The organism is Streptomyces spectabilis, assembly GCF_008704795.1.
Lineage (GTDB): Bacteria > Actinomycetota > Actinomycetes > Streptomycetales > Streptomycetaceae > Streptomyces > Streptomyces spectabilis.
In genome coordinates this window covers 8,803,380-8,824,804 of sequence record NZ_CP023690.1, presented here as the reverse complement: position 1 = coordinate 8,824,804, position 21,425 = coordinate 8,803,380, and the positions used below count along the sequence as shown (strand labels likewise).

The following is a 21,425-nucleotide window of genomic DNA, read 5'->3' as shown; positions in this document are numbered from 1 at the left end:
GCCCGGTGCCGCCCTCAGGCTCCCGCCGGTACCCGCCGGTCCCAGCCGTCGCGGTGGATCGGCACCCGCGTGCCGGTGAGCGACGCGCCCGTGCCGCCCCGCCGCACGGCCACGACCTCGGCGGCGATGGACAGCGCGGTCTCCTCGGGGGTGCGTGCGCCGAGGTCGAGGCCGATCGGCGAGTGCAGCAGCGCCAGTTCGGCCTCCGTGACGCCCGCCGCGCGCAGTCGGCGCATGCGGTCGTCATGGGTGCGCCGCGACCCCATCGCGCCGACGAACGCGACGGGCAGGCGCAGGGCCACCTCCAGGACGGGCACGTCGAACTTGGCGTCGTGCGTGAGCACGCACACCACCGTGCGGGCGTCCGTCACGGTGCTCCGCAGATAGCGGTGCGGCCAGTCCACGACCACCTCGTCGGCCTCGGGGAAGCGCGCCCGGGTGGCGAAGACGGGCCGGGCGTCGCACACCGTCACATGGTGGCCGAGCAGCTTGCCGGTGCGGACCAGGGCCGCCGCGAAGTCCACCGCGCCGAACACGATCATGCGCGGCGGGGGCATGATCACCTCGACGAGCAGCGTCACCCCGCCCGGGCAGCGCGAGCCGTCCTCGGACAGCTCGACGGTGCCGGTGCGGCCGGCGTCGAGTAGGGCGCGGGCCTCCGCCACCGCCGTGCGGTCCAGGTCCCGGCCGCCGCCGATGCCGCCCGCTGACGTGCCGTCGGCGCGCACGAGCAGGGCGCGGCCGAGCAGTCCTGCCGGGCCCCGGGCCACCCGGACCAGTGCCGTCGGCTCGCCGTCGCGGACCCGGGCGAGCGCCTCCGCCGCGACCGCGCGGTCCGGGGAGTCGGCGGCGTACGGCGTGACCAGGATCTGGAGGGTGCCGCCGCAGGTGAGGCCGACGGCGAAGGCGTCCTCGTCGCTGTAGCCGAACTCCTCCACCACGGCCTCGCCGTCCTGGAGCGCGCGCAGGCACAGGTCGTACACCGCTCCCTCGACGCAGCCGCCGGAGACCGAGCCGACGGCGGTGCCCTCGCTGTCGACGGCGAGGGCGGCGCCGGGCCCGCGCGGGGCGCTGCCGCCGACGGCCACCACGGTGGCGACGGCGAAGGCGCGGCCCCCGTCGGTCAAGGGTCGCAGCTCGTCGGCGAGGTCAAGCACGGCCGGCCCCGGCCGCGGTGAGCACCCGGTCCGGCCGGATCGGCAGGTCCCGGTGGCGCACTCCGGTCGCGTGCCACACGGCGTTGGCGATCGCCGCCGCCACGCCCACGATCCCGATCTCGCCGACGCCCTTGATGCCGACGGGGTCGTCCTCGTCCACGTCCTCGACCCAGTCCGCCTCGATGTGCGGTACGTCGGCGTGCGCGGCGTAGTGGTAGCCCGCCAGGTCGGCGCCCACGTGGGTGCCCGACGCGGCGTCCCGTCCTGCCTCCTCGTGCAGGGCCATCGACAGGCCCCACGTCATGCCGCCGACCAACTGGCTGCGCGCGGTCAGCGGGTTGACGATCCGGCCCGCCGCGAACATGCCGAGCATCCTGCGGACCCGTACCTCCCCGGTGGTGACGTCCACGGCGACCTCGGCGAACTGCGCGCCGTAGGAGTGCCGTTCCTTCTTGGTGAGGGCCGCGAGCACGTCGCTGGTGTCGGAGCGCGCCGTGAGGCCCTCCGGCGGTACGGCGCCGCCGAGCGCGAGGCGCTCCCGCAGCTCGCGCGCCGCCAGGGACACGGCCCAGCCCCAGGAGCGCGTGCCCATGGAGCCGCCCGCGAGCCAGGCCGGGCCGAAGTCGCTGTCCGCGATGCGCACCCGCACCCGGTCGAGGGGCACCTCCAGGGCGTCCGCGGCGATCTGGGTCAGCGCGGTCCGGGCGCCGGTGCCGACGTCCGCCGCGGTGATCCGCACGGTGAAGGTGCCGTCGGGCTCCGCCGTCACGGCCGCCGTGGACGGGGAGGCGCCGACGAAGAACGTGGCCGCGGCCGTGCCGGTGCCGATCAGCCAGCGCCCGTCGCGGCGCGTGCCCGGGCGCGGGTCGCGCTCCGCCCAGCCGAAGCGCCGGGCGCCCTCACGGAAGCAGGCGACGAGGTTGCGGCTGCCGAAGGGCAGTCCGGAGACCGGGCCGACGGCGGGTTCGTTGCGCGCGCGCAGCGCGATCGGGTCGACGCCGCACTTCTCGGCCAGCTCGTCCAGGGCGCACTCCAGGGCGAACGAGCCGGGGGCCTCGCCCGGCGCGCGCATGAACGTGGGCGTGGGCACGTCCAGGGGCACCACGCGGCTGACGGAGTGGTGGGCGTCGGCCGCGTACAGCACGCGTCCGAACGCGGCGCTCGCCTCGACGAACTCGGAGAGCGTCGACGTCGCGCTGTGCCCCTCGTGCCCGAGGGCCCGCAGCCGCCCGTCGGGGTCCGCGCCGAGCCGTACGCGCTGGCTCGTCGCGCTGCGGTAGCCGACCACCGAGAACATCTGCCGCCGGGTCAGGACGACGCGGACGGGCCGGTCGAGGACGGTCGCTGCCAGCGCGGCCGCCACCTGGTGCGGCCGCAGGCCCTTGCAGCCGAAGGCGCCCCCGACGTGCTCGGACCTGACCCGCACCGAGCCGATGTCGAGCGAGAAGAGGCGGGCCAGTTCCTCGGCGATCCAGCGGCTGCCCTGGTTGGAGTCGACGACTTCGAGCCGGCCGCCCTCCCAGCGGGCGGTCGCCGCGTGCGGCTCCATCGGGTTGTGGTGCTCTTCCGGCGTGGTGTACCGCTCGTCCACCACGACGGCGGACGCGGCGAGTTCGGCCTCCAGGTCGCCCTTGACGGCCTCGTTGGGCCCGCCGAGCACACTCTGCGGCGTGTAGGCGTCCGCGTGCCCCGCGTGGAACGCGATGTCGTGCGGCTCCTCGGCGTAGCGCACGCCCAGCGTCTCGGCGGCCTCGCGCGCCTGCTCCGAGGTCTCGGCGACGACGAGGGCGACCGGCCAGCCCGCGTACGGCACGCGGTCGTCCTGGAAGAGCCCGACGACGGGGTCGGGCGGCCCGAGCGTGCCCACGTACCCGGCGTCCACGCGCGGCGCGTTGCCGTGGTGCAGGACCGCGAGGACGCCGGGCAGCCGGAGGACCGGCTCCGCGTCCACGCCGATGACGCGGCCCCGGGCCACGGTCGACAGGACGAGCCAGCCGTGGGCGAGTTCGTCGAACGGCAGCTCGGCGGCGAAGCGGGCGGCCCCGGTGACCTTGTCGAAGCCCTCGACGCGGGTGTGGCCGGTGCCGACGGCTCCGGTGCCCGCCGTGGCGCGGGTCGCGGTGGTCATCGGCCCGCCTCCGCGGCGAGTTCGGTCAGGACGGCGACGACGAGGTTGTGCATCAAGGTCACCTTGTATCCGTTGTGGGGCAGGGGCTCTGCGGCCGCGAGTTCGGCGTCCGCCGCGGCGGCGAAGGCCTCGGCGCTCGCCGGTCCGCCGGTCAGCGCCCGCTCGGCGGCGTGCGCCCGCCAGGGCCGGGACGCGACGGCGCCGAAGGCGAGCCGCACCTCGTGGACGAGGCCGTCCCGCACGTCGAGCGCGGCGGCGAGCGAGCCGATCGCGAAGGCGTACGAGGCGCGTTCGCGCACCTTGCGGTAGCGGGAGTGCGCGGCGACGGGGGCGGGCGGCAGCGTGACGCCCGTGATCAGGGCGCCGGTCGGCAGGGCGGTCTCCTCGTGCGGCGTGTCCGCCACGGGCAGGTAGAAGTCCGCGAGCGGCATCTCGCCCGGCCCGTCCAGGGTTTCGTACGAGACGACCGCGTCGAAGGCGGCGAGCGCGACGCCCAGGTCCGAGGGGTGCACCGCGACGCAGTGCTCGGTGGCGCCGAGGATGGCGTGGTTGCGGTGCTCGCCGCGGAGGGCGGGGCAGCCGCTGCCGGGCGTCCGCTTGTTGCAGGGCTGCGCCAGGTCGGTGAAGTAGGCGCAGCGGGTGCGCTGCAGGAGGTTGCCGCCGACCGTGGCCATGTTCCGCAGCTGGCCGGAGGCACCGGCGAGCACGGCCTGGCTCAACGCCGGGTACTTGCGTCGCACTTGGGGGTGGGCGGCGAGGTCGCTGTTGCTGACGGTGGCGCCGATCCGCAGGCCGCCTTCGGCGGTCGGCTCGATCCCGCCGAGCGGCAGTCCGGTGACGTCCACGAGGCGCTCCGGGCGCTCCACGCCCGCCTTCATGAGGTCGACGAGGTTGGTGCCGCCCGCGAGGAAGCGCGTGCCGCCGTCGGCGCCGTGCAGGGCGACGGCCCCGGTGACGTCCGGGGCGCGCAGATAGCCGAACTCCCTCATGCCACGGCCTCCTTGTCGGCGTCGACGCCCTCGGCGGGGGCGGCCGTCGGCTCGGCCCCGGCCGTCCGCGCCGCGCGCTCGACGGCCCGCACGATGGACACATAGGCGCCGCACCGGCACAGATTGCCGCTCATCCGCTCCCGGATCTCCTCGGGGGTCAGCGGCGGCACGGCCGCGTCGGGCCGTACGTCGGCGGTGACGGCGCTCGGCCAGCCCGCCGCGTGTTCGTCGAGCACCGCGAGGGCCGAACAGATCTGGCCGGGCGTGCAGTACCCGCACTGGAAGCCGTCGAGGTCGAGGAAGGCCTGCTGCACCGGGTGCAGTCGGCCGTCCTGCGCCACGCCCTCGATGGTGGTGATCTCGCGCCCTTCCGCGGCCACCGCGAGCTGCAGGCAGGAGACGGTGCGGCGGCCCTCGACCAGCACGGTGCAGGCGCCGCACTGGCCTTGGTCGCAGCCCTTCTTGGTGCCGGTCAGGTCGAGGCGCTCGCGCAGCACGTCGAGCAGCGTGGCGCGGTGGTCGACGGGCAGCGCGTGCTTCTCGCCATTGACGGTGAGCGTGATGACACTGGACGTCGCGGAGGGTGTCGAAGCGGGTGGAGCCATGGTCAAGCCTTCTTTCGCGTACGCGGTGGTGGCGCGCGCTCGCGGCCGGGGCGTGCCCCGGCCGACGGGACGTGCTTGAGCTGGTGTGGCCTGCGTGGAACGTGGTGCGTGGGCGGCGGGCCGATCCTCGGCCCGGTCGAGCGGAAGGGCGGGCGCGGGCGGCGGACGGAAGGAGGGCGTACATCCAGCCACTCTGCCGCTATGGTGAGCACAAGCGGACAGCTGTCCGTTGCCTCCGAACCTAACGGACAGCTGTCCGCTTAGCAAGGGCTGTCCCCACGGCAGTCCCGGACGGCCGGGATCCCGGAAGGACGAGGGGTGCACGAGAGGAAGAACGTGCCACTGCGCTCGGACGCGCAGCGCAATCGCGCCCGCATCCTGGAGGTGGCGCTCACGGAGCTGACACGGGCGGCGGACACCCCGCTCAGCGCGATCGCGAAGAAGGCGGGCGTCGGACAGGGCACCTTCTACCGCAACTTCCCGAGCCGCGAGGCGCTCGTCCTGGAGGTGTACCGCTACGAGGTGGAGCAAGTCGCCGAGACGGCGGCCCAGTTGCTGGAGACGCACCCTCCCGACCAGGCCCTGCGGGAGTGGATGAGCCGCCTCGCCCGGTACTCGATGACGAAGGCCGGTCTGGCGCAGGCGATGGGCAAGGCCACCGCGTACGGCAGCTTCGCCGCCCTCGGCCACGGCCCGCTCACCTCCGCCGTCGGCCTGCTCCTGGCCGCCAACGACGCGGCGGGCACCATCCGTCCGGGCCTGACCCCCGACGACTTCATGCTCGCCATCGCGGGGCTTTGGCACATCGATCCGGACAGCGACTGGCAGGCGCGCGTGGACCAGCTCCTCGACATCGTCATGGACGGCCTGCGCGCGGGGGCACCGGGCCGCTGAGGGATTCCCCCGGCAGGGCCCGCCCACTACCCCAGGAAGCTCAGCCGCACCTGGCGGTCGGGGTTGTCCTTGTTCGTGTCGACCAGGCAGACGGACTGCCAGGTGCCGAGCTCCAGGCTGCCGCCGAGCACGGGGAGCGTGGCGTGCGGGGCCACCAGGGCGGGCAGGACGTGGTCGCGGCCGTGCCCCGGGCTGCCGTGGCGGTGCTGCCAGCGGTCGTCGGCCGGAAGCAGGGTGTGCAGCGCGGCGAGCAGATCCCTGTCGCTGCCCGCGCCGGTCTCCAGAATCGCGACCCCGGCAGTGGCGTGCGGGACGAAGACGTTGAGGAGGCCGTCGCGGCCGCGGGCCGCCTCGCGCAGGAAGCTCGCGCACTCGTGGGTGAGGTCGACGACCGTCTCGTCCGAGCCGGTCGCGACGTGCAGGATGCGGGTGGTGAAGGCGTCGGGCATGCCTCCCATCCTGCACCAGCGCCCGGCCCGCCGCGGGGCGCCACGTGCGGCGCGGTGACCACGGGCCGGGTCCCCGCGCCGGAGCGGCCACGCCGCCGGGTGCGGGGCGGCCCGGTCGACCTGTCGCCGGACACCCCGCGGAGTTTCCACCAGGTGGTACGGCACGTCCGGTCCGCGAGACGCCATTGACCGTGTGCGGCCGAGATCGCTACGTTCGGCGGCATGTTGCGTTCAGCTCTGCTCACTTCGCGCGGTCACATCGACCTGCTGCGGGTGGCCTCCTCCGCGTGTCGCCGCGGCTGCTGACGCCTTCTCACCTCGCCTTCCCGCGCACGCACCGTCCGCCGTCGACCCATTCGTCGTCGTCCTGTCCGCCGGGTCGCCCTGTCCGCCAGGTCGTCCCGTCCGCCGGGGCACCCCGTCCGCCAGGTCGCCGCTTTCTCCTCGACCGCGTGACGGCGTGTCGCGCCCCCGCCGTGCCCTGACGCGCTCCGCCCCCGCTCCCCGCCGCTGCCCCGCGCCGCGCTGAGCCGGGTCACGGGGCCGCGCCGCGCCGCCACGCCCCGACCCTCCCCGCCCTGGAGCGCCATGAGCATCAGTCACGCCCCGCCGCCCCCGACACCCGACATATCCGGAACAGCCCCGCACGAGAGCGCGGCGTCCGGCTCCGGGGCCGCGCCCGACCTCGTCGCCCTCGTCCCCTCCTCCGCCCGCCGCGCCCGCGTCCCCCGCTGGCTGCGCCGCACCACCGGGCCCGTGCTCCTGCTCGCGCTCTGGCAACTCCTCAGCGCGACCGGGGCGTTGAGCCCCGACACGCTCGCCCCGCCGGGAACCATCGCCCGGGTCGCGGGCGACCTCGTCGAGGACGGATCGCTGACCTCGGCCATGGGGGTCTCCCTCCAGCGCGTCGCGATCGGCCTGCTGCTCGGCACGGCGATCGGGACCGGGCTCGCGCTGGTCTCCGGGCTCTTCCGGATCGGCGAGGACCTCGTGGACGCGAGCGTGCAGATGCTGCGGACCGTGCCGTTCGTCGGCCTGATCCCGCTGTTCATCATCTGGTTCGGGATCGGCGAGACCCCGAAGATCGCCATCATCACGCTCGGCGTCTCCTTCCCGCTGTATCTGAACGTGTACGCGGGCATCCGGGGCGTCGACGCCCAGCTCATCGAGGCGGGTGAGTCCCTTGGGCTCTCCCGGTGGGGGCTCGTGCGGCACGTGATCCTGCCGGGCGCCCTGCCCGGTGCCATGACGGGCCTGCGCTACTCGCTCGGCATCGCCTGGCTCGCCCTGGTCTTCGCCGAGCAGATCAACGCCGACGCAGGCATCGGCTTCCTCATGGTCCAGGCCCGGGACTTCCTGCGGACCGACGTGATCGTCGTCTGCCTGATCGTCTACGCCTTCCTCGGCCTCCTCGCCGACTTCGTGGTCCGCACACTCGAAAGGCTGCTGCTGCAATGGCGACCGACGTTCACCGGCCGGTGACCCCCGGCGTGCCCGCGCCCTCCGCCGTCCGCGTCGAGGGCCTCACCCGCACCTTCGACGGCCGCCCCGTCATCGACGGCCTGCGCCTGGACGTGCGGCCCGGCGAGTTCGTGGCGCTGCTCGGCCGCAGCGGCTGCGGCAAGTCCACGCTGCTGCGGGTCCTCGCCGGGCTCGACCGGGACATCGAGGGCACCGTCCTCGTGCCGCGCCGCAAGGCCGTGGCGTTCCAGGCGCCGCGCCTCATGCCCTGGAAGCGGGTGTGGCGCAACGTGCTGCTCGGCCTGCCCGGCAGGCCGGAGCGGGCCGTCGCCGAGCGCGCCCTGACCGAGGTCGGGCTCGGCCACCGCTCCCACGCCTGGCCCAAGACGCTGTCCGGCGGCGAGGCCCAGCGCGCCTCGCTGGCCCGCGCGCTCGTGCGCGAGCCCGACCTGCTGCTCCTCGACGAGCCGTTCGGCGCCCTGGACGCGCTGACCCGGGTCACGGCCCAGCGCCTCGTCGCCGAGCTGTGGCAGCGGCGCGGCTGCGCCGTCCTGCTCGTCACCCACGACGTGGAGGAGGCGGTGCTGCTCGCCGACCGCGTCCTCGTCATGGACGAGGGCGTCATCGCGCACGAACAGCCGGTCGGCCTGGAGCGGCCGCGCGACATCGCCGACCCCCGGTTCGCCGCGCTGCGCGCCTCCCTCCTGGAGCGCCTCGGCGTCGACGCCCGTTCCTCGGTGGCCGCCTGACCGCCCGTCACCAGGGCCGCGCCCGTCCGCCGCACCGTCCCCTTCCCTGCCGCTTCGGCCGCGCCGCCCCGGCGCTGTCCTCGCGACGTACTCGTAGAACGGACCCCTGCCCATGCGAAGCCGACGCCTCGCCCCCGCCCTGCTCCTTCCCCTGGCGCTGGCCCTCGCCGCCTGCTCCGGGTCGTCATCCGCGCGTTCGTCGACCGGGGGCCTCGGCGGGGGCACCACGGACGGCAAGGGGTCGCTGACCCTCAACGTCGGTGACCAGAGAGGAGGTTCGGAGGCCGTCCTGCGCGCCGCCGGGGAGCTGGACGACCTCACGTACAAGATCAAATGGTCGACGTTCACCTCGGGCCCGCCGCTCCTCGAAGCCGTCAACGCCAAGGCCGTGGACCTCGGCGCGGTCGGCAACACGCCGCCGGTGTTCGCGGCGGGCGCGGGCTCGAAGATCACCGTGGTGGCCGCGAGCCACGGCACGGCGCACGGCGAGGCCGTCGTCGTGCCGAAGGACTCGGGCCTGAGGCGCACGGCCGACCTCAAGGGCCGGTCCGTGGCCGTGGCCCAGGGGTCGTCCGCGCACTACCAGTTGATCGCCTCCCTCAAGAAGGCCGGACTCTCCGTCAAGGACGTCCACGTCAAGTACCTCCAGCCCGCCGACGCGCTCGCCGCGTTCACCGGCGGCAAGGTGGACGCCTGGGCGGTGTGGGACCCGTACACCTCGCAGGTCCTGCGCGCCGGCAAGGGGCGGATCCTCACCGACGGCGAGGGCCTCGTCAACGGCCTCAGCTTCCAGGTGGCCGCGCCCGGCGCGCTCGAGGACGAGAAGAAGGCCGCCGCCGTCGCCGACTACCTCAAGCGCCTGCGCAAGGCACAGGACTGGGTCTTCGAGCACCCCGAGGAGTGGGCGAAGGTCTGGGCGAAGGACACGGGCCTGCCGTACGAGGTCGCCCTCGACTCGGTGAAGCGCTCGCAGGGCACGCGCGTCCCGGTCGCCGTCGACCGCAACGTCATCACGACCGAGCAGGCCATCGTCGACACCTTCGCCGACCTGAAGCTCATCCCGCGCCGCGTCGACTTCCGCGACTTCACCGACACCCGCTTCAACGGTTCGCTGCCGCCCTCGACCACCGAGCCCCGCACGTACAAGGAGTCCTGACCATGACCGTCCACCTCAACTGGTTCCTGCCGACCGGCGGCGACGGCCGCACCCTCGTCGACCGGCACGCCTACACCGACGGCGGCATCACCCGCTCCCGCGTCACCCCGGTGAGCGGCGTCCGGGCCCCCGACATCGAGTACCTGGCCCAGATCGCCAAGGCCGCCGAGCAGCTCGGCTTCGAGGCCGTGCTCACGCCGACCGGCACCTGGTGCGAGGACGCCTGGCTGACCACGGTCGCGCTCGCCCAACACACCGAGCGCCTGAAGTTCCTGGTCGCGTTCCGGCCGGGGGTCCTCTCCCCCGTGCTCGCCGCGCAGATGGCGGCGACGTACCAGCGCATCACGCGCGGCCGGCTGCTCCTGAACGTGGTGACCGGCGGCGACTCGACCGAACAGCGGCGCTTCGGCGACCACTTGGACCACGACCGCCGCTACGCCCGCACCGACGAGTTCCTCTCGGTGGTGCGCGGGGTGTGGAGCGGCAGGCCGTACGACTTCGACGGTACGCACTACCAGGTCGAGGGCGGGCTCACCGCGCTGCCGCCGGACCCGCTGCCGGAGATCTTCTTCGGCGGCTCGTCGGCCGCGGCGGGCCCGGTCGCGGCGCGCCACAGCGATGTCTATCTGACCTGGGGCGAGCCGCCCGAGCAGGTGAAACAGAAGATCGACTGGATCCGTGGTCTCGCGGCGGCGGAGGGGCGCACGGTCCGCTTCGGCATCCGCCTGCACACCATCTCCCGCGACTCGCCGAAGGAGGCGTGGGCCACCGCGCACCGCCTGCTCGACGACCTCGACGCGGACACCGTGGCCGCCGCGCAGGAGGCGCTCGGCCGCAGCGAGTCCGTGGGCCAGCAGCGCATGCTCGCGCTGCACGGCGGCTCCCGCGACGACCTGGTGGTGGCGCCCAACCTGTGGGCGGGCGTCGGCCTGGTGCGCGGCGGCGCGGGCACCGCGCTCGTGGGCAGCCACGCGGAGGTCGCCGACCGCATCGAGGAGTACCACGCGCTCGGCGTCGAGCACTTCGTTCTCTCCGGCTATCCGCATCTGGAGGAGGCGTACTGGTTCGGCGAGGGCGTCATCCCCGACCTGGCGGCGCGCGGCCTGCTCCCCCGCGTCCCCGCCTCGCCCCTGGCGGCGGTCCCGGCCGTGAACGGCCGCCCGGCGTCGGCGCCGGGCGGGGCGCCGCTCCTGGTGTCCGGGGGCCGCTGACCCGCGGCGGAGGTGCTGCCGGGTCAGTCGCGCAGGGCGCGGAGGACCCGGTACTGCTCCTTCTTGGCCTCGAAGGTGCCCTCGTGGACGGCGACGGTCCGCGGCACGGTCTACCTCCTGGGGGGCGGTGACGATCTCCGGTCCGTCGTACGGGAAGATCCAGGCCCCGGCCAGAGTTAGTAGAAACGTGAACGACATCGGGGTGCGAGACGCGGGCGTGACGGACGTCGACGTGGTGGTCGTGGGCGCGGGGCAGGCGGGCCTGTCCAGCGCCCACCACCTGCGGCGCCGAGGGTTCGAGCCGGAGCGGGACTTCGTGGTGCTCGACCACGCGCCCCGGCCGGGCGGCGCCTGGCAGTTCCGGTGGCCGTCACTGACGTACGGCAAGGTGCACGGGATGCACGCGCTGCCGGGCATGGAGCTGACCGGCGCCGACCCCGCGCGCCCGTCGTCGGAGGTCATCGGCGAGTACTTCACCGCCTACGAGCGCCGCTTCGACCTGCGGGTGCGGCGCCCCGTCGACGTGCGCCGCGTCAGCGAGGCGGACGGCGGCCGACTCCTCGTCGAGACCTCTGCGGGTACGTGGTCGACGCGCGCGCTGATCAACGCGACCGGCACCTGGGACAAGCCGTTCTGGCCGCGCTACCCGGGGCAGGAGACCTTCCTCGGCCGGCAGCTGCACACGGCCGTCTACCCCGGCCCCGAGGCCTTCCGCGGGCAGCGCGTCGTCGTCGTGGGCGGCGGCGCCTCCGGCACCCAGCATCTGATGGAGATCGCCCCGTACGCCGCCGAAACCTGGTGGGTGACGCGGCGGCCGCCCGTGTTCGCCGATGGCCCCTTCGACGAGGGGCGCGGGCGCGCCGCCGTCGCCCTGGTCGAGGACCGGGTCCGCCGGGGCCTGCCGCCGCTGAGCGTGGTGTCGGTCACCGGGCTCGCCGTCACGGACGCGGTGCGCGAGGCCCGCGCCGACGGGGTGCTCGACCGCCTGCCGATGTTCGACCGGATCACGCCGACGGGCGTGGAGTGGGACGACGGGCGCGCCGTCGAGGCCGACGTCATCCTGTGGGCGACCGGGTTCCGCGCGGCGGTCGACCACCTGGCGCCGCTCCGGCTGCGCGAGCCGGGCGGCGGCATCCGCATGGACGGCACGCGGGCGGCCGCCGATCCGCGCGTGCACCTCGTCGGCTACGGCTCGTCGGCCAGCACCATCGGCGCGAACCGCGCGGGGCGCGCGGCGGTGCGGGACATCGTGCGGCTCCTCGAGCGGGAGCCGGTGCCCGCCTGAGCCGCGCTCAGGCGTGCGAGGGGGTCGGCGGCCGGTGTCCGTGCGGGTCGCCGGGCGGGACCGCGAGCGCGTCGCTCAGCCGCAGGGCGACGTCGAACGAGTCGGCCACGCCCGCCAGGCGCAGCACCTTGCGATGGAAGGGGTCTTCCAGAACGACGGTGAGCCGCAGCTCCCTGCGCCGCGTCGCGGCCAGCGCCTGGCAGAGCAGCGAGAGGCCGCCGCAGTCCAGGAACGTCACGTCGCTCAGGTCCAGGATCACGTCGTGGCGGCAGGTGAGGGTCAGCTCGGCCAGGCTGCCGGTGAGCCGCTCGGTGGCGTGGATGTCCAGCTCTCCCCAGAAGGTGATGACCAACCGCCCCCGCCGCACGTGGGAGCGGAGGCCGAAGGGAAGGCTGTCGTCGTGCATCGTTCCCCCTCGTGGCGCCCTTGAGCGCGGATCCGGGGTGTGGTGGCCCTCGGTCTCCTGGCCATGGACGAACGGCCTGGAGCGGGGACCGGCCACATCGATAGCGGTCTGTGCGGTGAGCCGGCGCCACCGGGGGCACGGGCGGCGCGGTGGTGCCTATGGCATACCCGACAGGCGCAAGATAATGCAACTCCCCTGCATTAAACCTGGGTTGGCCGAGATGGCCGAGCCCCGGCGCGTACGGCCGCGCCGGGGACCGGTGGAATCATGGCGTCCGCCGCGGGGGCGGGTGCGATCCGCCAGGTCAGTGCCCGATGCCGCGCGCGGGTCAGTGCCCGCCGCTCGCCCGGAAGCCGCGCGGCACCAGCCACACGACGAGCACGGCGACCGCCGTCACGATGCCGACACTGACGTACGCCGTGGTCGTCAGGGCGGACTCGAACGCCGCGCGGGCCGCGTCCAGGAGACGGGTGCCCGCCGCACCGCCCAGCGTCTCGGCGGTCTCGACGGCGCCGCCGATGGACTCCCGCGCCCCGGTGGGGCGGCCGTCCATGTGCCCGGCGTAGGCGCTGGCGTGCAGCGAGCCGAGGAGCGCGACACCGAGCCCGATGCCGAGTTCGTACGCGGTCTCCGACACGGCACCGGCCTGGCCCGCGCGTTCGGCGGGGACGGCGGACACGAGGACGGCGGCGGACGCGGTGACGGCGAGTCCGTCGCCGAGGCCGAGCGCGACGAACACCACGGCCACCACGCCGTACGGCGTGGGTTCCGGCGACAGGGCGAGCACCAGGAAGCCGACGATGAGGCCGCCGAGGCCGAGCGCCATCACGGCCCGTACGCCGCAGCGCTCCATGAGCCAGGGCGTGATCAGCGAGCCGACGAGCATGGCGCCGGCCGCGGGCAGTGTCCGCAGCCCGGCGCCGAACGGCGAGTACCCGTGGACGTACTGGAGCCAGAGCGACATCAGGAACAGGGCCGCGCCGATCGCGAGCATGGCGAGGAAGATCGCGAGCGCCGCGGCCGTGAACGCGCGGCGGGTGAACAGGCGCACGTCCAGGAGCGGCTCCGCGAGCGTCAGTTGGCGCCGGGTGAACACCGCGAGGAGCAGCAGGCCGAGGGCCAGGATGGCCAGGTCGCCGACGGCGAGGCCGCCCTTGGCGACGTGCTTGATGCCCCAGGCGAGCGCGATCACGCCGACGACGGAGAGCGCGGCGCCGGGCCAGTCGAGGGGGCCGTTGCCCGCGCTGCGGAACTCGGGGAGCAGCCTGACGCCCGCGACCACGGTCACCACGACGACGGGCACGTTCACCCAGAACGCCGCCGACCAGCCGTGCGACTCCACGAGCAGCCCGCCGACGAGCGGGCCGACGGCGGCTCCCGCGCCCGCGACCGCGGCCCAGATGCCGATGGCGAGGGTCCGTTCGCGCGGGTCGGTGAAGACGCTGCGGATGAGCGAGAGCGTCGACGGCATGACCATCGCGCCGCCGATGCCGAGCAGCACGCGCCCGGCGATGAGTTGCGCGGGCGTCGCGGCGGTCGCGGCGACGACGGAGGCGAGGCCGAACAGCACGAAGCCGATCAGGAAGAGCCGTTTGCGTCCGAAACGGTCGCTGACCGCGCCGGAGGTCACGAGCAGACCGCCGAGGACGAGGCCGTAGATGTCGATGATCCACAGCTGTTGCACGGCGGTCGGCCGCATGTCGTCGATCAGTGACGGCAGCGCCACGTTGAGGATGGTGGCGTCCATGGCCACCAGGAGCAGGCTGGCGCACAGCACAGCGAGTGCGGCCCAACGTCCCGGAGCGGGCGTCGGGCGGCTTTCCGCGGCGGGGCCTGAGGAGTTCAGGTCACGGGCCACGGGATATCTCATCCCTTCGGGGCCCCGCGCACGCGTGAGGCGGGCGGGGCAGGCGTGGTTCGAGCGCCGGTGTGGCGCTCGTAGCCGAGTATGACCTATTCACCTGAAAGCCGCATTTATGGGGGTGTGCGATAAGCAGGGGTGCTCGCTCGCAGCAGATCCAGCTGTTGGACTTCTGTCCCGGCGCCGCCGACCGTGGAAGGACACGACAGCGGCCGCACGAAGCGTCAGCGGCACCGCACTTCACCGCACTTCACGGGAGCCAAGCCCATGAACAGCCATGTCCTCATCGCGGGCGCGGGCATCGGCGGCCTCACCGCCGCCCTGAGCCTGCACGCCGCCGGGATCGACGCCACCGTCGTCGACAGCGTCCGCGAGATACGGCCGCTCGGCGTCGGCATCAACATCCAGCCGCAGGCTGTGGGGGTCCTCACCGAGCTGGGCCTGGGCGACGCCCTCGCCGCCGTCGCCATCCCGACCGCCGAGCACCGGTACGCCGACTCGCGGGACGAGCTGATGTTCACGGATCCGCGGGGGCTCGCGCGCGGCTACCGGCGGCCGCAGTACTCCGTGCACCGCGGCGAGTTGCAGATGCTGCTGCTCGACGCCGTGCGCGAGCGGCTCGGCGCGGAGGCGGTACGTACCGGCGTCCGAGTAGAACGCTTTATCCAGAGCGAGGAGGAGGTCCGCGTCCGGGTCACCGACCGGGCCACGGACGCCGCATCGGTCCTGAGCACCGGGCTGCTGGTCGGCGCGGACGGGCTGCACTCGGCGGTGCGGGCCGCGCTCCACCCCGAGCAGGGCCCGGTGCTGTGGTCGGGGGTGCGGATGTGGCGGGGCGTCCTGGAGACCGAGCGCTTCCTCACGGGCCGCTCGGCGGTCATCGCCACGGACGGCCCGCGCCCCGACGGCAGACACGGCGCGCAGTTCCTGGCATACCCGATCTCGCGCCCCGCCGACGACCGCGGCCGGTCGCTGCTCAACTGGGTGGCCCTGGTGACCGAGGCCGAGCCGGGGCCGCTGGACCCGGCGGCCGCCGACTGGAACGCCCCGGCGCGCCCCGAGGACGTCCTGCCCCACTTCGAGGGCTGGCGGATCGGCGGCCGACTCGTCCACGACCTGGTCACCGGCAGCGCGCTGGTCCTGCGCTACCCGATGGTGGACCGCGATCCGCTGCCGCGCTGGGGCGAGGGCCGGGTGACGCTGCTCGGGGACGCCGCGCACCCCATGTACCCCGTGGGTGCCAACGGCGCGACGCAGGCGATCATCGACGCGGGCGTCCTCGCCGACCACCTGGCCGCCGCCGACGACCCGCGCGCGGCCCTGACCGCGTACGAGACGGAGCGCGGGGAGGCCACGGCGCGCATCGTGCGGGCCAGTCGCCGCATGCACGAGTCCGCGCACTCCGGGGCGGGCGCCATCGACGCCATCACCTCGGCCTTCCGCGCGGCTACGGGCGGCTGACCCGCCGCTCGCGCGCGTCGAGCGTCTGCGAGAGCTGGTCCTGGGAGAGGGCGACGACGTCGAGGAGACGGCCCTCGACCCGCACGCGCCCGATGCTGTTGATGATCCACAGACCGGTCCGGCTGCGCGGCAGCCAGCCGTCCTTGGCGGGGTAGCTCGTGCCGGGGTCGGCGATGGTGTGCACGCCGCCCTCTATCTGCTCCCTGTCGAGGGTGCTCATCAGGTGCAGCTGGTACGTCCGTGAGGGGCCACAGCGCGGTGGCGGGCTCGTTCGCGCTCTCCCGGATCATCGGGGTGACCAGGCCGGTCTCGCGCTCAGTCAGCGGCCGCGGCCCCGGCCGCCCCGGCGGACACGCTCAGCCGCCGACGGCGCCGACGTCGCTGGTCTCATACGCTGTGCCCCGGTTTCGGCAGGTACAGGGTGTACAGGAGCTTGTTCGGCACCACCGGCGGAGTGCCCTGGAGCACGCCCGTCGTCGCGTTGTCGACGAGGCCGCGCTTCACCTGCGCCGGGGTGTCCGCGGGGCGGAAGGCGAGGTGCAGGGCGGCCGCTCCCGCCACGTGGGCGGTCGCCATGGACGTCCCGCTGATGGTGTTGGTCGAGGTGTCGCTGTCCTTCCAGGCCGACGGGATCTGCACTCCGGGCGCGAAGAGGGACACGCACTGGCCGTGGTTGGACGAGGAGGCACGGCGGTCCGCGCGGTCGCTCGCGCCGACGGTGACGGCCTCGGGCAGCCGCGCGGGCGAGGTGGAGCAGGCGCCCGTGGACGAGCCCGCGCTGCCCGCCGACACCGCGTACGTGACACCGGAGCGGATCGAGTTGCGCACGGCGTTGTCGAGGACGTCGCTGGCCTGGCCGCCGATGCTCATGTTCGCCACGGCGGGCCTCGCCTTCTGGCCGGTCACCCAGTCGACGCCCGCGACGACACCTGCCGTGGTGGCCGAGCCCTGGCAGTTCAGGACCCGCACGGCCACCACCCTGGCCTGCTTGGCGACGCCGTAGGTCCGGCCGGCGGCGATGCCGCCGACGTGGGTGCCGTGGCCGTGGCAGTCGTTGCCGTTCTGCCCGTCGCCCACGGTGTCGACGCCGACCGAGGCCCGCCCGCCGAACTCCTGGTGCGTGGTGCGCAGCCCGGTGTCGATGACGTACACGCGGACATCGGGAGCGGTGGTGCGGTACGTGTACGTGCCGGACAGCGGAAGAAGGCGCTGATCGATCCGGTCGAGGCCCCACGGGGCGTTCGGCTGCGTCTCGTCGATGGCCCTCTCGTCGAGGTCCTTCGCGTCGAGGCGTACCCGCGTGTCCTGGCGGACGTAGGCGACCCGCGAGTCGGCGGACACGCGCTCGGCCCGTGCCCGGCTCATCGTCGCGGAGAAGCCGTGCAGGGCGGCCCGGTACACGTGCCCGAGCCGCGCTCCGCCGGACCGCTCGACGAGGTCGCGCGCCACACCGGGCACGGCGCGCGCCCTCGTGTCCTTCAGGACCACGATCCAGCCGTCCGGCACGGCCGCCTCCCCGGCACCGGCGAGACGCAGGTCCCCCGCCGCCGGTCCGCCGCGCGGAGCGGCCCCGGTGGCGGGCGCGGCACCGAGCTGGAGGCCCCCGGCGAGCGTCGCGGCGGACAGGACGGCGGCCGCACGGCGGCGCGTGGTTCTCTTCATGATCATGCACCTGAACCTTTCGTGGGGGGACGTCAGGGCGTCAGGGCGTCAGGGCGTCAGGGCGTCAGGGCGTCAGGGCGTCAGGAGCAGGTACCGGCAGGCCGCTTGCGTGTCACGACCTCGCTGATGCCGGTGGTCGCGTCGATCCACACCACCTGGCTGCCGGGCCCGGCGGCGGCGGACAGCTGCTCGCCGCGGTTGCAGGAGACACGGCCCTTGCGCGTGGCCGGGTCCTTCGGGTCGCCGCTGGCGGCGAACTGCCAGAGCTTGGCCAGCGTCTCGTTGCGCCACGTCGTGTCGGGCAGCCGGGCGCCGACGGTCACCGCCTCGTCGGAGGCCGTCAGGTCGTACGCGTTCAGCGCGCCGGGCGCGTCCTCGGGGGTGAGGTCGACGAGGTGCGAGCCGTCGATGTCCGCGCGGCGCAGGGAGGTCGTCCCGTCGCCCTGGACGGCGTCGCGCAGCCAGAAGACGTGCGTGCCGGTGACGGCCGTCGGGCCGAGGCCGGTACTGCCCGGCACCTGCTCGACCACCGTGCTCTCGCCGGTGGCGACGTCGACGAGCCGCGTGGTGTACGCGTACTCGGCGCGCACCCGGCGCCGTTCCTGGTAGGCGACCTTGCCGTCGCTCACGGACGGGAAGTAGGAGCGGTGGTAGGTGCCGCCGCCGAAGCTGACCTTGTTCGCCGGGTCCTTCAGGCTCAGATAGGTCACGCCCTGCCGGCCGCCGTGGTTGTAGTGCGAGAACGTCACGACGTCGCCGTCGATGTCCACGGCGTCGGCGACGCCCCGGCTGTTGTGCCAGAGCTTCTTGACCGGGCCGCCCGCGAGCGGCCGGGCGAGTACGTCCACGCCGGTGGGCCCGTGCGCCTGCCACACCACCGTCTTGCCGTCGGTGGCCGGATTGACGTGGTAGCGGCCGTCGTTGGGGCTCATCAGCTTGGGCTGGCCGCTGCCGTCCGCGCGTCCGGCCCACACCGAGTACGGCTCGGAGCCCGCCTCGTTCGACCGGGACGCGGTCCACCAGGCGCCGCCCGAACCGAGGCGGGTGTCATGGGTGTTGACCCGGTCGAGCAGCGTGTCGGAGTCCACGCCGAGGGCCAGCTCCCAGCCGGGCACGATGCCGTGGGCGTTGAAGGCGCGGTGCAGGGCCTTCAGTTGCCCCGCGTCGGCGTTCAGGTCCCCGGCGGCGGCGAGCACCGCGGCCCGGCCCTCGATGAAGCCGTCGAGCGGGGTCAGGTACTGGGCGAGCGCCCGGTACACGATCTTGTCGGCGAGGGTGTCGCCGAGGTCCTCGCGGGCGTCCCAGAGCGCCCCGGCGAAGATGGTGGAGTTGAGGTGCACGCCGCCGTTGTCGGTGCCGAAGCCGACGCCGAGGAAGTGCTTGGCGGTGTTCCGGCCGTCGTTCAGATCGCGGAAGGCGCAGTCACGCGGGGACCTGGTGCGGCACAGGCGGTCGCCGACCAGGCCCGAGTCGGGGTCGGCGGTGGGGACGCCGTACGCGCCCGTCTCGATGGCGTTGCCGAAGTAGTCGGCGATCGCCTCGTTCAGGGCGCCGGACTGCCCCGCGTACACCAGGGCCGCGGTGTGCTCGACGACGCCGTGGGTCATCTCGTGGCCGACGACGTCCAGGCCCGCGGACAGCGGCCGGTACTCCTCGTCGCCGTTGCCGTACACCATCTTCTCGCCGTCCCAGAAGGCGTTGACGTACGGGTGTCCGCCGTTCACCACGCCCACCAGGGAGTTGACGGTCATGCCGTGCCCGTCGAGGCTGACGCGGCCGTGCTTGTCCTTGAAGTAGTCGAAGACCCGCGCGCCGCCCCAGTGCGCGTCCACCGCGCCCGCGTCGGTCGCGTCCTTGCCGAAGGCGGTGGTCGGCGAGCCGAACTCCTGGATGCCCGGCGGCCACTGGCCGATCACCTCGCCGACGGACGTGTCGCGCGCGTCCCAGGTGGACAGGGTGCGGCCCCAGCCCTCGTCGTCCGGTATGCGGGTGGTGTCGCGCAGCACGTACTGCCCGCGCCAGGTGTCGCGCTCCACGTCCAGGGCGACGGACTCGCCGTCCAGCTTGACGCCGGAGCCCCGCTCGCGCGGCTCCGCCCGCACCCGTGCGGCGGGGCGCGCCGCGGGTGCCCGGCCCGTCGCGTGCGGTCCCGTGCCGCTCCCGAACGTCTTGATACCGCTGTACTGGAGGACGGGGTACCCGGCGCGCGCGTCGACGTAGACCTCGCGCAGCACGGGTTCGCCGGTGGCCGGGTCGGTACCGCGGACGGTGACGTGCCGGGTGAGGACGCCCTCCCCCTTCGGCAGCACGACGAGGCCGCGGGCGGTGCCCTTGAGGGGCAGCTCGCCGTCGTCGGCCTCGTCGGCCCCGGCCTTGCGGGTGAAGTTCTTCGTGGTCAGGTCCGTGAGCACGCTGTCGACGGCCCGCTCGACGGCGACCTCCGCGCTGACCTCGGCGGCCGTGCCGGTCCGCAGCCCGGTGAAGTACTTGCCGGAGGTGCCGGTGACGACGCGTTCGCCGCCCTCGTGCTCCATCCGCACGACGTACTGGCCGCCCAGGACGGCCACGCCCCGGTGCTTCTGCTGGAGCCGTACGGTCTCCTGGCCGCCCGGCGCCGTGGTGGTCCGCGCGGACTTCAGGTCGCGGCCGGGCTCGGCGATGCGGTAGCGGCTCTCCTTCTGCTCCAGGTGCGCGCGGGCGGCGTCCGCCGCGCTCGTCGCCCGCGGCGCCTTCTCCCTGATGCCGTCCACCAGGGACGGGGTCTTCGTCTCTTGCCCCGGGATGACCTCGCCGGGGCTCGGCGGCGGCACCTTCCCGCCGGGCGCCGCCTCGGCGGGGGCCGTCGAAACGACGAGTGCGGCGGCGCTGATCAGCGCCGCCGCACCGGATAAGCCACCCCGCCGCGCTCTGGATCTCCTGGCTCTCCTGGCCCTCGCCACGCGGGCGCCGCGCTTGCGCATCCTTCGCCATCCCCCTCGTCGGCCGGACCGGCGGCGTGGGCGCCGCCAGGAGAGCCATGGAAGCGACGATGCGACGAGCCATCAATGGGGCACGGGGTCGCGAAGACGACTTCCGGCCTACCTGAATCCACCTCCCCCGCCGGTCATTGGTTCCTGTTGAACTCCGCCACGTTGCGCTGCTGCTCCTCGTAGTTCGCGGTGAACCGGGTGTCCCCCGGCTTGACCGTCACGAAGTACAGCCAGTCCCCGGGCGTCGGGTTCGTCGCGGCGCGCATCGCGGCCTCGCCGGGGTTGCCGATCGGGGTGGGCGGCAGGCCCATGCGGGCGTAGGTGTTGTAGGGGCTCTTGAGCTTGGTGTCACGCGTGGTGGTCTTGAGCGTGGAGCGGTCGAGGGCGTAGTTGATCGTGGAGTCCATCTGCAGCGGCATGCCCCGGTCGAGGCGGTTGTAGATGACGCGGGCGACCTTGCCCATCTCCTCCTGGGAGCCCGCCTCGGCCTCGATCATGCTGGCGATGGTGACGGTCTGGTAGACGTTCACCGCGTTCCGGTCGGCGCCCGCGGTGACGTGGCCGCCGCTGAACTTCTTGTTCGCGGTGTCCACCATGTACGACAGGACGGACGCCGGGGTCGACTGGGAGCTGATGGGGTAGGTGGCCGGGAAGAGATAGCCCTCGGGGTTGCCGCCCGCGTCGCCGGGGAGCTTGAGGCCCGCTCCGTCGACGGCCTTCTTCGTGGTGCCCTTGGAGAGCTTCAGGGCCGCGTCGACGGCTTCGTACACCTGGCCGGCGCGCCAGCCCTCGGGGATCGTCAGCGTCCTGGGCCGCGCTGGTTCGTCGTCGTCCGGGAGGAGCAGCGGGACCGCCACGGCGGTGGCCGCCGCGACGGCTCCGGTCGCGATCAGGGCGATCCGGCCCCGGCTCGTCAGCCGGACCGCTCCGCGTTTCGTGCCCCGTGGCGGGGTGGTGGAGTGCATGCGGGCACGGTAACCCG

The 21,425-nt window shown here is 74.1% G+C and carries 19 protein-coding genes; 8 read left to right on the top strand and 11 right to left on the bottom strand.

Annotated elements, in window-relative coordinates; genetic code table 11:
* Positions 1–14 precede the first annotated feature (14 nt).
* From CP982_RS37415 to CP982_RS37400, 4 genes are read right to left on the bottom strand one after another with little or no spacing between them, the layout of a single operon-like run.
* Positions 15–1,157, bottom strand: coding sequence for an XdhC family protein (locus CP982_RS37415; RefSeq protein WP_150514539.1), 1,143 nt, complete (start codon positions 1,155–1,157; stop codon positions 15–17).
* Entirely contained in the window at positions 1,150–3,285 is a 2,136-nt protein-coding gene (locus CP982_RS37410) for a xanthine dehydrogenase family protein molybdopterin-binding subunit (protein WP_150514538.1), read from the bottom strand. Before CP982_RS37410 ends, CP982_RS37415 begins: the two co-directional genes overlap by 8 nt.
* Complete coding sequence (locus CP982_RS37405) at positions 3,282–4,274, bottom strand: FAD binding domain-containing protein (protein WP_150514537.1); 993 nt, start codon at positions 4,272–4,274, stop codon at positions 3,282–3,284. Before CP982_RS37405 ends, CP982_RS37410 begins: the two co-directional genes overlap by 4 nt.
* Entirely contained in the window at positions 4,271–4,879 is a 609-nt protein-coding gene (locus CP982_RS37400; RefSeq protein WP_150514536.1) for a (2Fe-2S)-binding protein, read from the bottom strand. The genes CP982_RS37405 and CP982_RS37400 overlap by 4 nt, the downstream gene beginning before the upstream one ends.
* 318 nt (positions 4,880–5,197) lie before the next feature.
* Between CP982_RS37400 and CP982_RS37395 the strand changes: the two genes are divergently transcribed.
* The gene (locus CP982_RS37395; RefSeq protein ID WP_150514535.1) at positions 5,198–5,773 is read left to right on the top strand and encodes a TetR/AcrR family transcriptional regulator; all 576 of its coding nucleotides are present in this window, start codon (positions 5,198–5,200) and stop codon (positions 5,771–5,773) included.
* A gap of 26 nt (positions 5,774–5,799) precedes the next feature.
* Here the strand turns inward: CP982_RS37395 and CP982_RS37390 are convergent, their stop codons facing one another.
* Complete coding sequence (locus tag CP982_RS37390; protein WP_150514534.1) at positions 5,800–6,222, bottom strand: secondary thiamine-phosphate synthase enzyme YjbQ; 423 nt, start codon at positions 6,220–6,222, stop codon at positions 5,800–5,802.
* A 222-nt stretch (positions 6,223–6,444) separates the two neighbouring features.
* Here CP982_RS37390 and CP982_RS43305 point away from each other — a divergent pair, with 222 nt between their 5' ends.
* The 6 genes from CP982_RS43305 (at position 6,445) to CP982_RS37365 (ending at position 12,084) form a co-directional block, all read left to right on the top strand.
* Positions 6,445–6,528, top strand: coding sequence for a putative leader peptide (locus CP982_RS43305; protein WP_350892797.1), 84 nt, complete (start codon positions 6,445–6,447; stop codon positions 6,526–6,528).
* A 282-nt stretch (positions 6,529–6,810) separates the two neighbouring features.
* A complete protein-coding gene (locus tag CP982_RS37385; RefSeq protein ID WP_150514533.1) occupies positions 6,811–7,704 on the top strand; it encodes an ABC transporter permease in 894 nt (297 codons plus the stop codon).
* Positions 7,677–8,432, top strand: a complete 756-nt coding sequence (locus tag CP982_RS37380) for an ABC transporter ATP-binding protein (protein WP_150514532.1) — start codon at positions 7,677–7,679, stop codon at positions 8,430–8,432. The genes CP982_RS37385 and CP982_RS37380 overlap by 28 nt, the downstream gene beginning before the upstream one ends.
* A gap of 112 nt (positions 8,433–8,544) precedes the next feature.
* The gene (locus CP982_RS37375) at positions 8,545–9,588 is read left to right on the top strand and encodes an ABC transporter substrate-binding protein (RefSeq protein WP_150514531.1); all 1,044 of its coding nucleotides are present in this window, start codon (positions 8,545–8,547) and stop codon (positions 9,586–9,588) included.
* A gap of 2 nt (positions 9,589–9,590) precedes the next feature.
* Positions 9,591–10,799, top strand: coding sequence for an LLM class flavin-dependent oxidoreductase (locus tag CP982_RS37370; protein WP_150514530.1), 1,209 nt, complete (start codon positions 9,591–9,593; stop codon positions 10,797–10,799).
* Positions 10,800–10,986: 187 nt separating this feature from the next.
* Positions 10,987–12,084 (top strand): NAD(P)-binding domain-containing protein, encoded by a 1,098-nt coding sequence (locus CP982_RS37365; protein WP_184924921.1) that lies wholly within the window; start codon positions 10,987–10,989, stop codon positions 12,082–12,084.
* Between the two features lie 7 nt (positions 12,085–12,091).
* On the opposite strand, the gene CP982_RS37360 is transcribed toward CP982_RS37365, so the two are convergent.
* Complete coding sequence (locus tag CP982_RS37360) at positions 12,092–12,490, bottom strand: STAS domain-containing protein (RefSeq protein ID WP_150514529.1); 399 nt, start codon at positions 12,488–12,490, stop codon at positions 12,092–12,094.
* Positions 12,491–12,818: 328 nt separating this feature from the next.
* Complete coding sequence (locus tag CP982_RS37355; RefSeq protein WP_229879183.1) at positions 12,819–14,348, bottom strand: MFS transporter; 1,530 nt, start codon at positions 14,346–14,348, stop codon at positions 12,819–12,821.
* A 270-nt stretch (positions 14,349–14,618) separates the two neighbouring features.
* Here CP982_RS37355 and CP982_RS37350 point away from each other — a divergent pair, with 270 nt between their 5' ends.
* Positions 14,619–15,812 carry an FAD-dependent monooxygenase gene (locus CP982_RS37350; RefSeq protein ID WP_150514527.1) on the top strand — a complete coding sequence of 398 codons (1,194 nt, stop codon included), beginning with the start codon at positions 14,619–14,621 and terminating at the stop codon, positions 15,810–15,812.
* Here the strand turns inward: CP982_RS37350 and CP982_RS37345 are convergent.
* From CP982_RS37345 to mltG, 4 genes are all read right to left on the bottom strand, one after another.
* Positions 15,799–16,032: a hypothetical protein gene (locus CP982_RS37345; RefSeq protein ID WP_150514526.1), complete on the bottom strand. Its 234-nt coding sequence runs from the start codon at positions 16,030–16,032 to the stop codon at positions 15,799–15,801. The genes CP982_RS37350 and CP982_RS37345 overlap by 14 nt on opposite strands.
* A gap of 167 nt (positions 16,033–16,199) precedes the next feature.
* Positions 16,200–17,480, bottom strand: coding sequence for a S8 family peptidase (locus CP982_RS37340; RefSeq protein ID WP_150514525.1), 1,281 nt, complete (start codon positions 17,478–17,480; stop codon positions 16,200–16,202).
* Between the two features lie 74 nt (positions 17,481–17,554).
* Positions 17,555–20,284, bottom strand: a complete 2,730-nt coding sequence (locus CP982_RS37335) for a M4 family metallopeptidase (protein ID WP_443744626.1) — start codon at positions 20,282–20,284, stop codon at positions 17,555–17,557.
* A gap of 293 nt (positions 20,285–20,577) precedes the next feature.
* Positions 20,578–21,408 carry an endolytic transglycosylase MltG gene (gene mltG, locus CP982_RS37330; RefSeq protein WP_150514523.1) on the bottom strand — a complete coding sequence of 277 codons (831 nt, stop codon included), beginning with the start codon at positions 21,406–21,408 and terminating at the stop codon, positions 20,578–20,580.
* Positions 21,409–21,425: the final 17 nt, after the last annotated feature.

Excerpts from the sequence above, each read along its gene's own strand:
- CP982_RS37410 (WP_150514538.1), bottom strand. The coding sequence starts at position 3,285 with ATGACCACCGCGACCCGCGCCACGGCGGGCACCGGAGCCGTCGGCACC.
- CP982_RS37405 (WP_150514537.1), bottom strand. The coding sequence starts at position 4,274 with ATGAGGGAGTTCGGCTATCTGCGCGCCCCGGACGTCACCGGGGCCGTC.
- CP982_RS37400 (WP_150514536.1), bottom strand. The coding sequence starts at position 4,879 with ATGGCTCCACCCGCTTCGACACCCTCCGCGACGTCCAGTGTCATCACG.
- CP982_RS37390 (WP_150514534.1), bottom strand. The coding sequence starts at position 6,222 with ATGCCCGACGCCTTCACCACCCGCATCCTGCACGTCGCGACCGGCTCG.
- CP982_RS43305 (WP_350892797.1), top strand. The coding sequence starts at position 6,445 with ATGTTGCGTTCAGCTCTGCTCACTTCGCGCGGTCACATCGACCTGCTG.
- CP982_RS37385 (WP_150514533.1), top strand. The coding sequence starts at position 6,811 with ATGAGCATCAGTCACGCCCCGCCGCCCCCGACACCCGACATATCCGGA.
- CP982_RS37380 (WP_150514532.1), top strand. The coding sequence starts at position 7,677 with ATGGCGACCGACGTTCACCGGCCGGTGACCCCCGGCGTGCCCGCGCCC.
- CP982_RS37375 (WP_150514531.1), top strand. The coding sequence starts at position 8,545 with ATGCGAAGCCGACGCCTCGCCCCCGCCCTGCTCCTTCCCCTGGCGCTG.
- CP982_RS37370 (WP_150514530.1), top strand. The coding sequence starts at position 9,591 with ATGACCGTCCACCTCAACTGGTTCCTGCCGACCGGCGGCGACGGCCGC.
- CP982_RS37360 (WP_150514529.1), bottom strand. The coding sequence starts at position 12,490 with ATGCACGACGACAGCCTTCCCTTCGGCCTCCGCTCCCACGTGCGGCGG.
- CP982_RS37350 (WP_150514527.1), top strand. The coding sequence starts at position 14,619 with ATGAACAGCCATGTCCTCATCGCGGGCGCGGGCATCGGCGGCCTCACC.
- CP982_RS37345 (WP_150514526.1), bottom strand. The coding sequence starts at position 16,032 with ATGAGCACCCTCGACAGGGAGCAGATAGAGGGCGGCGTGCACACCATC.
- CP982_RS37340 (WP_150514525.1), bottom strand. The coding sequence starts at position 17,480 with ATGATCATGAAGAGAACCACGCGCCGCCGTGCGGCCGCCGTCCTGTCC.
- mltG (WP_150514523.1), bottom strand. The coding sequence starts at position 21,408 with ATGCACTCCACCACCCCGCCACGGGGCACGAAACGCGGAGCGGTCCGG.